This window comes from Streptomyces malaysiense (assembly GCF_000980885.2).
GTDB classification, from domain to species: domain Bacteria; phylum Actinomycetota; class Actinomycetes; order Streptomycetales; family Streptomycetaceae; genus Streptomyces; species Streptomyces malaysiense.
On record NZ_LBDA02000053.1, the window covers coordinates 1 to 15,753 of the forward strand.

Sequence of the window (15,753 nt, forward strand, 5' to 3'; positions counted from 1 at the left end):
GGGTGGGGTGGGGGGTGCCCTCGGCGGGGGTGCCGGTGTCCGGGGTCTTCGCGGGCCGTGTGCCGGGCTCGTGGGCGTCCTCGGCGGCTGCTCCGGACCCGTCGGCCTCGCCGCTGTCCGCCCCGGCCGCGTGTGTCCCGGGTCCCGGTGTGGTGGTGTCGGCGGTGTCGGGCCGCTTCTCGCTCTCGGGTTCCCCGGGGCTGGTGGGCCCGGCGCCGGGGGTGGTCGAGTCGGGGGTGCCGGTGGCGGCGGTGTCCGTGCCGGGGCCTTGCTCGGTCGGCGCCGGGGCCTCGGGGGCCGGCGGCGGGGGCGTTGGGACTGCGGGGTGGTCGGTCGGCCGATCGTCGCCGGACCGCGGCTGCCCGCTCGCGCCGCTCACGTCCACGGTGTCCCCTCGTTCGAAGCGTCTTCCGCGCCTCCTGGGGCGGAAGGGTCTCTGATCGATGGTATGCGGCCGTGGTGGCACGTTTCGCCCCGGCACCCCTTGTGTTCGCCCCGTGACCGGGCGCCGTTCCGGGCCGTGACCGGGTCACTGTCGGTGGTGGGCCGTATGGTCTGTGGACATGGACACCAGCTTCGAGGAGTCGGGAGCCGCGGCGAGCGGTCCCGGGCCGGCGGCTTGGCCCGCCGCGGACGCGACGACCGGCGCCGTGGCGGCGGATGCCGTGGTCGGGGAGACGCCCGCCCCCGCGGCCGTACCGAGTCCCTCGACGGCGCCGGATGCCATGGCCGCGCCGGGCCCGTCGGCCACCGGGGCCGCCGAGACCGGCGAATCCGCTGGGTCCGCCACGGCTGCCACGGCCGCCGCCGGTGACGCCGCCGGAGCCGTCGCCGCGCCTTCCGGAGCCCCCGTCCCCCGTCCGGCCACCGCTCCCACCTCGCTGTCCCCCTCCCGTGCCGGTGACTTCATGCAGTGTCCGTTGCTGTACCGGTTCCGGGTGATCGACCGGTTGCCGGAGAAGCCGAGCGAGGCGGCGACGCGGGGCACGCTGGTGCACGCGGTGCTCGAGCGGCTGTTCGACGCGCCCGCCGGGGAGCGGACCGCGCCGCGGGCCAGGGCACTGGTGCCGGGCCAGTGGGACCGGCTGCGCGCGAGCCGCCCGGAGCTGGCCGAGCTGTTCGCCGACGATCCGGACGGGCAGCGGCTGGCGCGCTGGCTGGGCGAGGCGGAGCGGCTGGTGGAGCGCTGGTTCACGCTGGAGGACCCGACGCGGCTGGAGCCGGCCGAGCGGGAGCTGTTCGTGGAGACCGAGCTGGAGTCGGGGCCCCGGCTGCGCGGCATCATCGACCGGGTGGACGTGGCGCCGACCGGCGAGGTGCGGATCGTCGACTACAAGACGGGCAAGGCGCCGCGCCCGGAGTACGCCGAGGGCGCGCTGTTCCAGATGAAGTTCTACGCGCTGGTGGTGTGGCGGCTGAAGGGTGTCGTGCCGCGCCGGCTCCAGCTGGTGTACCTCGGCAGCGGCGAGGTGCGGACGTACGATCCGGTGCCCGCCGATCTGGAGCGGGTGGAGCGCAGGCTGCGCGCGCTGTGGGACGCCATCCGGGAGGCCACGGAGAGCGGTGACTGGCGGCCGCGGCCGACGAAGCTGTGCGGCTGGTGCGATCACCAGGAGCGCTGCCCGGAGTTCGGGGGCACTCCCCCGCCGTATCCGCTGCCGGTGAGGGCGCGGGAGTCGGGCGGTGTGCCGCAGGGCAGAATGGGCGCGGACTAGCGAAGGAGTGTCACGTGGCCATCCGCGTCCTACTGGTCGACGACCAGCCCCTGCTGCGTACGGGTTTCCGGATGATCCTGGAGGCCGAGCAGGATCTCGCGGTCGTGGGCGAGGCCGGTGACGGCCTGCAGGCTCTCGATCAGGTGCGGGCCCTCCAGCCGGATGTCGTGCTGATGGACATCCGCATGCCCCGGATGGACGGGGTGGAGGCGACCCGGCAGATCAGCGGCCCGGAGCGGAACGGCCCGGCGAAGGTGCTGGTGCTGACGACCTTCGATCTGGACGAGTACGTGGTGGAGGCGCTGCGCGCCGGTGCCAGCGGGTTCCTGCTCAAGGACGCGCCCGCGGACGAGCTGGTGCAGGCGATCCGGGTGGTGGCGGGCGGTGAGGCGATGCTGGCGCCGAGCATCACGCGCCGGCTGCTGGACAAGTACGCGACGCATCTGCCGTCGGGCGAGGAGCCGGTTCCGGACACCCTGCACACGCTCACGGACCGTGAGGTGGAGGTGCTGAAGCTGGTGGCGCGGGGGCTGTCCAACGCGGAGATCGCGGCCGATCTGTTCGTCAGCGAGACGACCGTCAAGACCCATGTCGGGCACGTGCTGACCAAGCTGGGCCTGCGGGACCGGGTGCAGGCGGCGGTGTACGCGTACGAGAGCGGTCTGGTGCGCCCCGGCGCGCAGTAGGTGGCGCGGGCCCTCGGCGGACGGTCGCCGGGGGCCGGTTTCGCGGGACGCGCCGAAGTCGTGCCGATCCGTGCGACGGCGACGGGCGCCGCCCTCCGTGCGAGGAGGGTGGCGCCCGTCGTCGTCTCGTCGTGGCTGTCCGCGGGTCAGCCGCTCACACCGCGGCCGAGCTCCCAGAGCTGGAGCGTGGAGGAGGAGTTGACGGCGTAGGAGACGCCCGTGATGTCGCTGCGGGCGGCGATGTACTGCTTGCCCTGCCACAGCGGGAGGACCGGGACGTCGTCGGCGACGATGTCCTGGATCTTGGTCAGGCTGTCCGCGGCGGAGAGCCGGTTGGCGTCGCGGCGGGACTGCGGGATCAGGTTGCGCTGGATCTCGGTGTTGGAGTACGGCGAGCCGAGGAAGTTGTCCTTGTCGAGGAACGGCGCGAGGAAGTTGTCGGCGTCGGGGAAGTCGGGGAACCAGCCCATGCCGTAGACGTCGTACTGGCCCTTCTCCTCCGCGGGGCGGAAGCTCTCCCAGGGGTGGCCCTGGATGGTGACGTCGAAGAGGCCGCTGTCGTTGAGCTGCTTCTGCAGGACCTCGAACTCCTGCTTGGTGGCCGAGCCGTAGTGGTCGGTCGTGTAGTGCATGGTCAGCTTCACCGGGGTGGTGATGCCGGCCTTGGCGAGCAGGGTCTTGGCCTTGGCGGCGCTGGGGTTGCCGTACTTGTTGAAGAACGAGTTGGAGTGCCCGGTGACGGTGGCGGGGACCAGCGAGTACAGCGGCTCGGCCTCGGTGCCGTAGACCTTGGAGACCAGCTCGCCGCGGTTGACGACCTGGGCCATGGCCTGGCGTACGGCCTTGGACTTCACCGTGGGGGCGTCGGTGTTGAAGGCGAGGTAGCGGATCTCGAGGCCCGGCATGTCGACGAGGTCGACGTTGTCGTCGCTGCCGGAGTCCAGCTTCTGGATCTGGGCGGGCGACATGGTGCGGGTCATGACGTCGATGTCACCCTTGTCGATGGCTGCGCCCATGGCGTCGGCATCGGCGAAGGAGCGGACCACGACCTTGTCGTTGTTCACCGTCTGGACCCCCTTGTAGCGGGGGTTCTTGGTGAAGGTGGCGCTGACGATCGCGTTGCCCTTGACCTCGGCCTGGAAGGTGTAGGGGCCGGAGCCGTCCAGGTGGAAGCCGTCGCGCAGGGAGTCCTTGGAGTAGTCCTTGGGGTCGAGGATGCCCGCGACCGGGGTGGACAACTTGTAGGGGAAGGTGGCGTCGGCCGTCTTGAGGTGGAAGACGACCTCGCGGTCGCCCTGCGTCTCGATGGTGTCGATGGTGTTCAGCAGGGAGGAGACACCGCTGTCGGCCTTGATGTGCAGGGCGCGTTCGATGGAGAACTTGACGTCCTGGGCGGTCACCGGGTCGCCGTTGGCGAACGTGAGGCCCTCGCGCAGCTTGCAGGCGTAGCGTTCGCTGGCGCTGTCGGTGAAGCCGCAGCTTTCGGCGGCGTCCGGGACCGGATCGCCCTCGCCCTTGGGCTCGGCCATGAGGGTCTGGACGGTCTGGCGCAGGAGGTTCCAGCTGCCGACGTCGTAGGCGTAGGCCGGGTCGATGGGCGCGGGGGCGTCCTTGGTGACGGTGAACCGGTCCGTGGTGCCGACGACGATGGCGTCGCCGCCCTTGCTCCCGCTGCCGGATCCGCCGCACGCGGCGAGGACCGGGGTGAGCAGGCCGGCCACCGCCGGCAGCACCAGAGTCTTGCGGTTCATGCGGGGGTTTCTCCAGAGCTGTTCGGGTCCGTGTTTCCGGCGCGCATGGGTGGCGCGCGGCGGGGCACGGGGGTTTCTTCGGTGATGTTCTCGCGACGAGATTAGTCCGCGCTCCGTGGAGCGTTCACAGCCGCGTGAGTTGATACTCCATCACGCTGTGAAACCGGGTGTGGACACACCGAAAACCCGACAGTGGCAGGATTAGTGCAGCGTCTCATCAATCAGGACACAAGGGCCTGTCGTTCCCTGTCGAACCGGGCCGGTCTGCATACTCGCCAAGGCTTGTCGAGAGCCTCGGGGGTGGCGAACGTCACATCTCCAACTGTGCGGGGTGGCGGTGGAATTCGGCCGTGCGGGTTGCCGCGAATTTCCCTGGTCGTACTTCCGCGGATATTCGAGGGCAGCGGCCAATGGCCATTGCACGCTGGGTGAACGGCTAGGGCATTTCCGTCATCAGGCTGTGCAGAAATGCGAGGTCGACGTGTTCCAGGGAGGGGACGACGGTGCGTCGGTCGGCCGGTCCGATGGGAGCGAGGGAGGGTACGGCGACCACGCGGCATCCCGCGGCCTCGGCGGCGGCGACGCCGGTGGAGGTGTCCTCGACGACGGCGCACCTGGCGGGGTGGGCGCCGAGCCCGGCGGCGGCGAGGAGGTAGGGGTCGGGGAAGGGCTTGGTGCGGGTGACCTCGTCGCCGGCGACGGACAGGGCGAAGTGGTGGGGGCCGAGGACGGCGAGGACGCGGTCGATGATGCGCCGGTGGGAGGCGGAGACGAGGGCGGTGGGGACGCGGTGCCGGTGCAGTTCGGCGAGCAGCCGGGCGGCACCGGGTTTGAGGGGCAGGCCGGTGCTGATGCGGGCCTCGAAGCCCTCGTTGAGCAGGACGCTGAGTTCGGTGAGGGCGATGTCGGCGCCGGTGGCCTCGATGAGGAAGCCGGCGCTCCGGGTCATCGGGCCGCCGACGACGACGTGCTTCCAGGAGTCGTCCAGGGTGTGGCCGAGGGAGGCGAAGACCTCCACCTCGACGTCCCACCAGAAGCCCTCGGTGTCCACCAGGGTGCCGTCCATGTCGAGGAGGACCGCTTGCAGTGCGGAGCCTTCGGCCGAACGGGTTCCGAGCGCGGGGACCGTGCTGGTCATCCGGGCGCACCTCCTTGAGGGACGTTCAGGCCGGTTCCCGTGCGGGAACCGGCCTGCGGTGGACCGACCAGTGTACGACTCCGCGCGGCGAAGCGCTTCGTTTATCGCCCGGGGCCCGGGGTAGGCCGTAGGGCACCCCCGGCGGGGCCCGGAGGGCGTTTCGTCATGCCCTTGGCATATGCCTCAGCGGGCGTTGAAGTACTTCGCCTCCGGGTGGTGGATCACGATGGCGTCCGTGGACTGCTCGGGGTGGAGCTGGAACTCCTCGGAGAGGTGGACGCCGATCCGCTCGGGCTCCAGCAGGGCCGCGATCTTGCCGCGGTCCTCCAGGTCCGGGCAGGCGCCGTAGCCGAGGGAGAAGCGGGCGCCGCGGTACTTCAGGGCGAACATGTCCTCGATGTCGGCGGGGTCCTCGCCGCCGAACCCGAGTTCGGCACGGACGCGCGCGTGCCAGTACTCGGCGAGGGCCTCGGCCAACTGGACGGACAGCCCGTGGAGTTCGAGGTAGTCACGGTAGGCGTTGGCCTCGAACAGCTTGGCCGTCTCCTCACCGATGCGGGAACCGACGGTGACGACCTGGAAGCCGACGACATCCTGCTCGCCCGACTCCTCCGGACGGAAGAAGTCGGCCAGGCACAGCCGGCGGCCGCGGCGCTGGCGCGGGAAGGTGAACCGGGTGCGCTCGTTGCCCTGTTCGTCCAGGACGATGAGGTCGTCGTCCTTGGACACGCAGGGGAAGTAGCCGTAGACCACGGCCGCTTCGAGCAGGTTCTCCGTCTGGAGCCGGTCCAGCAGGCCGCGCAGCCGGGGCCGGCCCTCGGTCTCGACCAGTTCCTCGTACGACGGTCCCTCGCCGGTGCGGACCTGCTTCAGCCCCCACTGGCCCTTGAAGAGGGCGCCCTCGTCGAGCCAGGAGGCGTATTCCTTGAGCTGGATGCCCTTGATGACGCGGGTCCCACGGAACGGCGGGGCCGGTACCGGGTTGTCGGTGGCGACGTCGGAGCGGACGTGGCCCTCCTCCGGGCGCTCGGTCACCTCCGCGACGGCCGTGGCGCGGACCCGGCGCTGCTTCAGCTCGGGGAGCCTCGCGCCGGGGAGGCCGCGCTTGACGCCGATGAGGGCGTCCATGAGGCGCAGGCCCTCGAAGGCGTCGCGGGCGTAGCGGACCTCGCCCTGGTAGATCTCGTGGAGGTCCTGTTCGACGTAGGCGCGGGTGAGGGCGGCGCCGCCGAGGATGACGGGGTAGGTGCCGGCCAGGTCGCGCTGGTTGAGCTCCTCCAGGTTCTCCTTCATGATCACCGTGGACTTCACCAGCAGTCCGGACATCCCGATCACGTCGGCCCGGTGCTCCTCGGCGGCCTCCAGGATCGCGGAGACCGGCTGCTTGATGCCCAGGTTGACCACGTTGTAGCCGTTGTTCGACAGGATGATGTCGACCAGGTTCTTGCCGATGTCGTGGACGTCGCCGCGCACGGTGGCCAGCACGATGGTGCCCTTGCCCTCCGCGTCGGACTTCTCCATGTGGGGTTCGAGGTGGGCGACCGCGGCCTTCATCACCTCGGCGGACTGGAGCACGAACGGCAGCTGCATCTGGCCCGAACCGAACAGCTCGCCGACGACCTTCATGCCGTCCAGCAGCGTCTCGTTGACGATGTCGAGTGCGGGACGGTCCTGGAGGGCGGCGTCGAGGTCGGCCTCCAGGCCGTTGCGCTCGCCGTCGATGATCCGCCGCTTGAGGCGCTCCTCCAGGGGCAGCGCGGCCAGCTCCTCGGCCTTGCCCGCCTTCAGCGACTTCGCCGTCGCACCCTCGAACAGCTGCATGAGCTTCTGCAGCGGGTCGTAGCCCTCGGCGCGCCGGTCGTAGATCAGGTCGAGCGCCGTTCGCACCTCCTCCTCGCTGAAACGCGCGATGGGGAGGATCTTCGAGGCGTGCACGATCGCCGAGTCGAGACCGGCCTTGACGCACTCGTCCAGGAAGACGCTGTTGAGCAGGATGCGGGCGGCGGGGTTCAGGCCGAAGGAGATGTTCGACAGACCCAGCGTCGTCTGCACGTCCGGGTGGCGGCGCTTGAGCTCGCGGATCGCCTCGATGGTGGCGACGCCGTCCTTGCGCGACTCCTCCTGGCCGGTGCAGATCGTGAACGTCAGGGTGTCGATCAGGATGTCCGGTTCGAGGATGCCCCAGTTGCCGGTCAGGTCCTCGATCAGGCGCTCCGCGATGGCGACCTTGTTCTCGACGGTGCGGGCCTGGCCCTCCTCGTCGATCGTCAGCGCGATCAGGGCGGCGCCGTGCCGGCGGGCGAGGCCGGTGACCTTGGCGAACCGGGACTCGGGGCCGTCGCCGTCCTCGTAGTTCACCGAGTTGATCACCGCGCGGCCGCCCAGGCGCTCCAGGCCGGCCTCGATGACGTTCACCTCGGTGGAGTCCAGCACGATCGGCAGTGTCGACGCCGTCGCCAGCCGCCCGGCCAGCTCCGCCATGTCCGCGACGCCGTCGCGGCCGACGTAGTCCACGCACAGGTCGAGCATGTGCGCGCCCTCGCGGATCTGCTCCCGCGCCATCTCCACGCAGTCGTCCCAGCGGGCCTCCAGCATGGCCTCGCGGAACTTCTTCGACCCGTTCGCGTTCGTCCGCTCACCGATCGCGAGGTAGGAGGTGTCCTGCCGGAACGGCACCGACTGGTACAGCGACGCGGCGCCCGGCTCGGGGCGCGGGTCGCGGGCCGGCGGGGTCAGGCCCCGGACGCGCTCGACGACCTGGCGCAGGTGCTCGGGGGTCGTTCCGCAGCAGCCGCCGACCAGCGAGAGGCCGTACTCGCGGACGAACGTCTCCTGGGCGTCGGCCAGCTCGGGGGCGGTGAGCGGGTAGTGGGCGCCGTCCTTGCCGAGGACGGGCAGGCCCGCGTTGGGCATGCAGGACAGCGGGACGCGGGCGTTGCGGGCGAGGAAGCGCAGGTGTTCGCTCATCTCGGCCGGGCCGGTGGCGCAGTTGAGGCCGATCATGTCGATGCCGAGCGGTTCGAGCGCGGTGAGGGCCGCGCCGATCTCGGAGCCGAGGAGCATGGTGCCGGTGGTCTCGACGGTCACCGAGACGATCACCGGGAGGTCCAGGCCGAGGGCGGCCAGGGCGCTGCGGGCGCCGATGACCGATGCCTTGGTCTGGAGGAGGTCCTGGGTGGTCTCCACGAGGAGCGCGTCCGCGCCGCCCTCGACCAGGCCCTCGGCGTTCGCCTGGTAGGCGTCGCGCAGCGTGGGGTAGGGCGCGTGGCCGAGGGTGGGCAGCTTGGTGCCGGGGCCCATGGAGCCGAGCACCCAGCGGGGGCGGCCGTCGCGGGCGGTGAACGCGTCGGCGCTCTCGCGGGCGACGCGGGCGCCGGCCTCGGACAGTTCGTGGACGCGGCCGGAGATCTCGTACTCGCCGAGGGCGGAGTGGTTGGCGCCGAAGGTGTTGGTCTCGACGCAGTCGACGCCGACGGCGAAGTAGGCCTCGTGGACCGAGCGGACGATGTCGGGGCGGGTGAGATTGAGGATCTCGTTGCAGCCTTCGAGCTGCTGGAAGTCGTCCAGGGTCGGTTCCTGGGCCTGGAGCATGGTGCCCATGGCTCCGTCGGCGACCACCACTCGGGTGGCGAGCGCCTCTCGGAGCGCGGACGCACGGGTCCGGCTGTCGGCGGTAGGGGTCGTTGGCAACGAGGCCATGTAAGGGCTCCCTGAAGGTGCGACGGCTGTCGGCTATGCGGTGCCCCAACGCCGGGCGGGAGGGCCGCACGGCGCCAGACTAACCGGGAGTGGGCTTGGATGGGCACAGGCGTCCACGAGCCGGACGCGGATGGCCCCTGCGCCACGTGGGGGCCACGTGTGATGTAACAGAGGCCGACCGACCATTAGCGGGAGGTCGGCATGGACCGGTAGTGTTCGACATTGCCGAACGGTGGTAGCGAAGCGCAGGAAGTCGGCGGCGCTTCGCCCAAAGATGTGTTTCGGCAGTCGAAGGGGACGGAGGCAGGACGGCGATGGCACGGAACATCCAGTCGCTCGAACGCGCGGCCGCGATGCTGCGGCTGCTCGCGGGCGGCGAGCGACGGCTCGGGCTGTCGGACATCGCCTCCTCGCTCGGCCTCGCCAAGGGCACCGCGCACGGCATTCTGCGCACCCTCCAGCAGGAGGGCTTCGTGGAGCAGGACGACGCCTCGGGGCGCTATCAGCTGGGCGCGGAGCTGCTGCGCCTGGGCACCACCTATCTGGACGTCCACGAGCTGCGGGCGCGTGCCCTGGTGTGGACGGACGATCTGGCCCGCTCCAGCGGGGAGAGCGTGCACCTGGGGGTGCTGCACCAGCAGGGTGTGCTGATCGTGCACCACGTCTTCCGGCCCGACGACAGCCGGCAGGTGCTGGAGATCGGGGCCATGCAGCCCCTGCACTGCACCGCGCTGGGCAAGGTGCTGGCGGCGTACGACCCGGTGGCGCACAGCGAGGCGCTGGAGGCCGAGCGGAAGGCGTTCACGGACCGCACGGTGTGCGACGCGGGAGAGTTCGAGCACATTCTCGACCTCACGCGCGCGCGGGGCTACGCGGCCGACGTGGAGGAGACGTGGGAGGGCGTGGCGTCGATCGCCGCGCCCGTCCACGACCGGCGCCGGATGCCCGTGGGCGCCGTCGGCATCACGGGCGCGGTGGAGCGGCTGTGCCGGGACGGCGAGCTGCGGCCCGAGCTGATCGCCGCGGTGCGCGACTGCGCCCGCGCCGTCTCCAGGGACCTGGGCGCCGGGCGGTTCTGAAGGTCCGCGAGGGATCACGCTCCGTTGTGGGTATGACCGGGACGCCAGGCGGCGTTCCGGCTCTCGCCCTACCCTGAAATGGACAAACTGGGGCTAAAACTACATAGCGTAGCGAAGAGTGATAGTCGGCGGCGATCAATAACGATCCGGTTTTCGATAAGAGAACTCTTGACGCACGCGTAACACCGAAGCAAGACTCCCGTCCATCGGTCGGCATTGTCGAACACCTATCGGTAATACGCGTTAGAGTGTGACAACGCCAAGGGCCGGCATCGCTCTCACCCCGAGGGCACCAGAACCCCCGGTGGGACCGGGGTTCGCTTCCCCCTGGACGAAGGACAAAGGAGTCGCGGGTGTCCAGCTCCGACATCTTCATCGGCGAGACCCTCGGTACCGCCATACTCATCCTGCTCGGCGGCGGCGTCTGTGCCGCCGTCACACTGAAGGCCTCCAAGGCCCGCAACGCCGGCTGGCTCGCCATCGCCTTCGGGTGGGGCTTCGCCGTCATGACGGCCGTGTACATCTCCGCGCCGCTCTCCGGCGCCCATCTGAACCCGGCCGTCACCGTCGCCCTGGCCATCAAGAACAGTGACTGGAGCAACGTTCCGTACTACCTCGGCGGCCAGCTGCTCGGCGCCATGATCGGTGCGGTCCTGGTGTGGCTCGCCTACTACGGGCAGTTCCACGCGCACCTCACCGACAAGGAGATCGTCGGTGGTCCGGGCGCCCAGGCCACGACGGCCAAGGCGGTCGAGGCCCAGGAGCGGGGCGCCGGCCCGGTCCTCGGCATCTTCTCCACCGGCCCGGAGATCCGGAACGTGGTGCAGAACCTCGTCACGGAGATCATCGGCACGATCGTGCTGATCCTCGCGGTCCTCACCCAGGGCCTGAACAACCAGGGCAACGGCCTCGGCGCGCTCGGCGGTCTGATCACCGCGTTCGTGGTGGTGGCCATCGGCCTGTCCCTCGGCGGCCCGACGGGCTACGCGATCAACCCGGCCCGTGACCTCGGTCCGCGCATCGTGCACGCCCTGCTGCCGCTGCCCAACAAGGGCGGCTCCGACTGGAGCTACGCCTGGATCCCGGTGGTCGGCCCGCTGATCGGCGCCGCCATCGCGGCGGGTATCTACAACGTCGCCTTCTGACGGAACCCCTCTACCAGGGATTCGCGCACGCGCCGTACGTTCAGCCCCTCAACCACGGACCTTTCAGGAGCACACAGTGACCGACGCCCACACCGCAGGCCCCTTCATCGCGGCGATCGACCAGGGCACCACCTCCTCGCGCTGCATCATCTTCGACCGGGACGGCCGCATCGTCTCCGTCGACCAGAAGGAGCACGAGCAGATCTTCCCGAAGCCGGGCTGGGTCGAGCACAACGCCAACGAGATCTGGACCAACGTCCAGGAGGTTGTCGCCGGAGCCGTGGCCAAGGCGGGCATCACCCGCGACGACATCAAGGCCATCGGCATCACCAACCAGCGCGAGACCACCGTGCTGTGGGACAAGAACACCGGTGAGCCCGTCCACAACGCCATCGTCTGGCAGGACACCCGCACCGACGCCCTGTGCCGGGAGCTCGGCCGCAACGTCGGCCAGGACCGCTTCCGCCGCGAGACCGGCCTGCCGCTGGCCTCCTACTTCGCCGGCCCCAAGGCCCGCTGGCTGCTCGACAACGTCGAGGGGCTCAAGGAGCGCGCCGCCGCCGGGGACATCCTCTTCGGCACCATGGACACCTGGGTCATCTGGAACCTGACCGGCGGTGTCAACGGCGGGCAGCACGTCACCGACGTCACCAACGCCTCGCGCACCATGCTCATGAACCTGCACACGATGCGGTGGGACGAGAAGATCGCCGAGTCGATCGGTGTGCCGCTGGGCATCCTGCCCGAGATCCGCTCCTCCGCCGAGGTCTACGGCGAGGTCACCGGCGGCAAGCTCGGCGACCTGCTGGGCGGCATCCCGGTCGCCTCCGCGCTCGGCGACCAGCAGGCGGCCCTGTTCGGCCAGACCTGCTTCTCCGAGGGCGAGACCAAGTCGACCTACGGCACCGGCACCTTCATGGTGATGAACACCGGCGACAAGATCATCAACTCCTACGCCGGTCTGCTGACCACCGTCGGCTACAAGATCGGCGACCAGCCCACGGTCTACGCCCTGGAGGGCTCGATCGCCGTCACCGGTTCGCTGGTGCAGTGGATGCGCGACCAGATGGGCCTGATCTCCACCGCCGCCGAGATCGAGACGCTCGCGCTCTCGGTCGAGGACAACGGCGGCGCCTACTTCGTGCCGGCCTTCTCCGGCCTGTTCGCCCCGCACTGGCGTTCCGACGCCCGCGGTGTGATCGCCGGCCTGACCCGGTACGTCACCAAGGCGCACCTCGCGCGCGCCGTCCTGGAGGCCACCGCCTGGCAGACCCGGGAGATCGCCGACGCCATGGTGAAGGACTCCGGCGACGAGCTGGTGGCCCTCAAGGTCGACGGCGGCATGACCTCCAACAACCTGCTGATGCAGACGCTCGCCGACGTCCTGGACGCACCCGTGGTGCGCCCGATGGTCGCCGAGACCACCTGCCTCGGCGCCGCCTACGCCGCCGGCCTCGCCGTCGGCTTCTGGTCCAGCACCGACGAGCTGCGCGCCAACTGGCGCCGGGCCGCCGAGTGGACCCCCCAGATGGACGCGGAGACCCGCGACCGTGAGTACAAGAACTGGCTCAAGGCCGTCGACCGGACCATGGGCTGGATCGAGGACGAGAGCTGAGCTGCCTCTTTCCGCGCAGACCGCTCTGACGAGGAGTAAGTACCCCACATGACCAGTCAGTCCACCCTGCAGTCCGTGCCTGCCCTGGGAACGCGCCCGGCCTCCGGCTCCAACCCGAGTCGCGCCGAGACCAGGGAGCAGCTCTCCAAGGCGTCGTACGACCTTCTTGTGATCGGCGGCGGCATCCTGGGCATCTCCACCGCCTGGCACGCCGCGCAGTCCGGGCTCAGGGTGGCGCTGGTCGATGCCGGCGACTTCGCCGGTGCCACGTCCTCCGCCTCCTCCAAGCTGCTCCACGGCGGTCTGCGCTACCTGCAGACCGGCGCGGTGAAGCTGGTGGCGGAGAACCACTTCGAGCGCCGTGCGGTGTCCCGTCAGGTGGCCCCCCACCTGGCGAACCCGCTGACCTTCTACCTCCCCGTGTACAAGGGCGGGCCGCACGGCGCGGCGAAGCTCGGCGCGGGCGTCTTCGCCTACTCGGCGCTGTCCGCCTTCGGCGACGGCGTCGGCCACCTGCTCTCCCCCGCCAAGGCGGCGCAGGACGTGCCCGAGCTGCGCACCGAGAACCTCAAGGCCGTCGCCGTGTACGGCGACGACCAGATGAACGACGCGCGCATGGCGCTGATGACGGTCCGCGCGGCCGTCGAGGCGGGCGCGGTCGTCCTGAACCACGCCGAGGTCACCGGCCTGCGCTTCACCCGGGGCCGGGTGACCGGCGCCGAGCTGAAGGACCGTACCACCGGTGACGAGTTCGGGGTCGACGCCCGTCTGGTGCTGAACGCGACCGGCCCCTGGGTCGACCACCTGCGCAAGATGGAGGACCCGAACGCGGCCCCGTCCATCCGGCTGTCCAAGGGCGCGCACCTGGTCCTGAAGCGGACCTCGCCGTGGAAGGCCGCGCTGGCCACCCCGATCGACAAGTACCGGATCACCTTCGCCCTCCCCTGGGAGGACATGCTGCTGCTCGGCACCACGGACGAGGAGTACGAGGGCGACCCGGCGGATGTCTCGGTCAACGACAAGGACATAGCCCAGATCCTGGACGAGGCGGCGTTCTCCGTCCGGGACCAGCAGCTGAAGAAGGACCTGATCACCTACGCGTTCGCGGGTCTGCGGGTGCTGCCGGGCGGTCCCGGTGACACCGCGAAGGCCAAGCGGGAGACGGTGGTGACCGAGGGCAGGGGCGGGATGCTGTCCGTCGCCGGCGGCAAGTGGACCACGTTCCGCCACATCGGCCGTACGATCATGAAGAAGCTGGAGGCGCTGCCGGGTCACCCGCTCGGCGACGACTTCGAGCCGATCTCCTCGCTGCCGAAGAAGCTGCCGCTGCCCGGTGTCGCCAACCCGCGCGCGGTCGCGCACCGGCTGCTGGTGGACGGCCCGGCGCCCGGCCCGCGGATGGCCGCCGACACCGCCAGGCACCTGGCCACCCACTACGGCTCCCTGGCCTTCGACATCGCCCGGCTGGCGAACGAGAACCCGGAGCTGGCGCGGCGGGTGCACCCGGACGCGCCGGAGATCTGGGCGCAGGTCGTGTGGGCCCGTGACCACGAGTGGGCCGAGACGGCGGACGACGTGCTGCGCCGTCGCACCACGCTGACCATCCGCGGGCTGGCCACGGACGATGTCCGTGCGAAGGTCCAGGGTCTGCTCGACGAGAAGTAGTCCCGGGCGGACACCGGCATCGGGGAAGGGGCGGCACCGCGCGCACGGGCCGCCCCTTCCGCGCGCGCACCTGTCCGGGGCCGGGTTCCGGGGCGGGGTTCCGGGGCGGGGTTCCGGGTCCGGGCTTTATCAGGGGCGCGAGGGGTGTTCGAGCGGGGAGCGCGGGGCAGTGATCCGTTCACTGACCCCGCAAGGGGACTGCGGACGCCCTCGCCGGACGCCGTAAGGTTGGTGGGTCAAGCGAGGGCACGTCGGAAGGAGGCACTGGGTGATCGAGCTGGAGGGGGTTCCCGAGCTGATCGACCCAGTCATGGTGGCCGCGTTCGAGGGCTGGAACGATGCCGGTGACGCCGCCTCCACGGCGGTCGCGCATCTGGAACGCGAGTTCAAGGGCGAGGTGTTCGCGGCGCTGGACGCCGAGGACTACTACGACTTCCAGGTGAACCGGCCGACGGTGTTCATGGAGGGCGGGGTGCGCAAGATCACCTGGCCGACGACCCGGCTCTCGGTGGTCCGCGTCGGCGGTGCCAAGCCGCGCGACCTGGTGCTGGTGCGGGGCATCGAGCCGTCCATGCGGTGGCGCTCGTTCTGCAACGAGCTGCTGGGTTTCGCGCACGAGCTGGGCGTCGAGCTGGTGGTGATCCTGGGCGCGCTGCTCGGGGACACCCCGCACACCCGTCCGGTGCCGGTCAGCGGGGTCACGTCGGACACGGATCTGGCGCAGCGGATGGACCTGGAGGAGACCAAGTACGAGGGGCCGACGGGCATCGTCGGGGTCCTTCAGGAGGCGTGCACGCATGCCGGGGTGCCGGCGGTGTCCCTGTGGGCGGCGGTGCCGCACTACGTCTCCCAGCCGCCCAACCCGAAGGCCACGCTGGCGCTCCTCAACCGTCTTGAGGACCTGCTGGACCTGCGCGTCCCGCAGGGCGAGCTGCCCGAGGACGCGCGGGCCTGGCAGGTGGGCGTGGACCAGCTGGCCGCGGAGGACAGTGAGGTCGCGGAGTACGTCCAGACGCTGGAGGAGGCCCGCGACACCGCGGAGCTGCCGGAGGCGTCCGGCGAGGCGATCGCGCGGGAGTTCGAGCGGTACCTGCGGCGCCGGGACACCCCGGGCGGCAAGGCGCGCCCGCCCAGGCCGGACACCGCCGGCGGCCCGGCGGAGGACGACGGCGAGGAGGTCGACGGCTCGGAGAACTGACCGGGCGGACGGCACGAGGGGCGGCTCCCCGACGGGAGCCGCCCCTTGTCCGTGTCCGTGTC

General features: G+C 70.7%; 10 protein-coding genes and 1 pseudogene. 7 read left to right on the forward strand and 4 right to left on the reverse strand.

Features of this window, described 5'->3' with window-relative positions; genetic code table 11:
* Positions 1 to 379: pseudogene (locus VT52_RS37135) on the reverse strand (hypothetical protein); the annotation flags it as partial.
* 184 nt (positions 380 to 563) lie between these two features.
* On the opposite strand from VT52_RS37135, the gene VT52_RS21940 reads away from it, so the two are divergent.
* Positions 564 to 1,715, forward strand: a complete 1,152-nt coding sequence (locus VT52_RS21940) for a RecB family exonuclease (protein ID WP_046423997.1) — start codon at positions 564 to 566, stop codon at positions 1,713 to 1,715.
* A 14-nt stretch (positions 1,716 to 1,729) separates the two neighbouring features.
* On the forward strand, positions 1,730 to 2,401 hold the full coding sequence (locus VT52_RS21945) for a response regulator (RefSeq protein WP_046423998.1): 672 nt from the start codon (positions 1,730 to 1,732) through the stop codon (positions 2,399 to 2,401).
* Between the two features lie 146 nt (positions 2,402 to 2,547).
* On the opposite strand, the gene VT52_RS21950 is transcribed toward VT52_RS21945, so the two are convergent.
* The 3 genes from VT52_RS21950 to metH form a co-directional block, all read right to left on the reverse strand.
* Entirely contained in the window at positions 2,548 to 4,152 is a 1,605-nt protein-coding gene (locus VT52_RS21950; RefSeq protein WP_046424000.1) for an ABC transporter substrate-binding protein, read from the reverse strand.
* A 436-nt stretch (positions 4,153 to 4,588) separates the two neighbouring features.
* Positions 4,589 to 5,290, reverse strand: a complete 702-nt coding sequence (locus VT52_RS21955; RefSeq protein WP_046424003.1) for an HAD family hydrolase — start codon at positions 5,288 to 5,290, stop codon at positions 4,589 to 4,591.
* A gap of 183 nt (positions 5,291 to 5,473) precedes the next feature.
* Positions 5,474 to 8,989 carry a methionine synthase gene (metH, locus tag VT52_RS21960; protein ID WP_046424006.1) on the reverse strand — a complete coding sequence of 1,172 codons (3,516 nt, stop codon included), beginning with the start codon at positions 8,987 to 8,989 and terminating at the stop codon, positions 5,474 to 5,476.
* 314 nt (positions 8,990 to 9,303) lie between these two features.
* Here metH and VT52_RS21965 point away from each other — a divergent pair, with 314 nt between their 5' ends.
* The 5 genes from VT52_RS21965 (at position 9,304) to VT52_RS21985 (ending at position 15,691) form a co-directional block, all read left to right on the forward strand.
* A complete protein-coding gene (locus tag VT52_RS21965; protein ID WP_046424008.1) occupies positions 9,304 to 10,068 on the forward strand; it encodes an IclR family transcriptional regulator in 765 nt (254 codons plus the stop codon).
* A gap of 353 nt (positions 10,069 to 10,421) precedes the next feature.
* A complete protein-coding gene (locus tag VT52_RS21970) occupies positions 10,422 to 11,213 on the forward strand; it encodes an MIP/aquaporin family protein (protein ID WP_046424009.1) in 792 nt (263 codons plus the stop codon).
* 76 nt (positions 11,214 to 11,289) lie between these two features.
* Positions 11,290 to 12,828: a glycerol kinase GlpK gene (glpK, locus tag VT52_RS21975; RefSeq protein ID WP_046424011.1), complete on the forward strand. Its 1,539-nt coding sequence runs from the start codon at positions 11,290 to 11,292 to the stop codon at positions 12,826 to 12,828.
* Positions 12,829 to 12,876: 48 nt separating this feature from the next.
* Positions 12,877 to 14,493 carry a glycerol-3-phosphate dehydrogenase/oxidase gene (locus VT52_RS21980; protein WP_046424013.1) on the forward strand — a complete coding sequence of 539 codons (1,617 nt, stop codon included), beginning with the start codon at positions 12,877 to 12,879 and terminating at the stop codon, positions 14,491 to 14,493.
* A 268-nt stretch (positions 14,494 to 14,761) separates the two neighbouring features.
* Positions 14,762 to 15,691, forward strand: coding sequence for a PAC2 family protein (locus tag VT52_RS21985; protein WP_046424015.1), 930 nt, complete (start codon positions 14,762 to 14,764; stop codon positions 15,689 to 15,691).
* Positions 15,692 to 15,753 lie beyond the last annotated feature (62 nt).

What these genes read in the sequence shown, in the direction of transcription:
- VT52_RS21940 (WP_046423997.1), top strand. Translation starts at nt 564, where the DNA reads ATGGACACCAGCTTCGAGGAGTCGGGAGCCGCGGCGAGCGGTCCCGGG.
- VT52_RS21950 (WP_046424000.1), bottom strand. Translation starts at nt 4,152, where the DNA reads ATGAACCGCAAGACTCTGGTGCTGCCGGCGGTGGCCGGCCTGCTCACC.
- VT52_RS21955 (WP_046424003.1), bottom strand. Translation starts at nt 5,290, where the DNA reads ATGACCAGCACGGTCCCCGCGCTCGGAACCCGTTCGGCCGAAGGCTCC.
- metH (WP_046424006.1), bottom strand. Translation starts at nt 8,989, where the DNA reads ATGGCCTCGTTGCCAACGACCCCTACCGCCGACAGCCGGACCCGTGCG.
- VT52_RS21965 (WP_046424008.1), top strand. Translation starts at nt 9,304, where the DNA reads ATGGCACGGAACATCCAGTCGCTCGAACGCGCGGCCGCGATGCTGCGG.
- VT52_RS21980 (WP_046424013.1), top strand. Translation starts at nt 12,877, where the DNA reads ATGACCAGTCAGTCCACCCTGCAGTCCGTGCCTGCCCTGGGAACGCGC.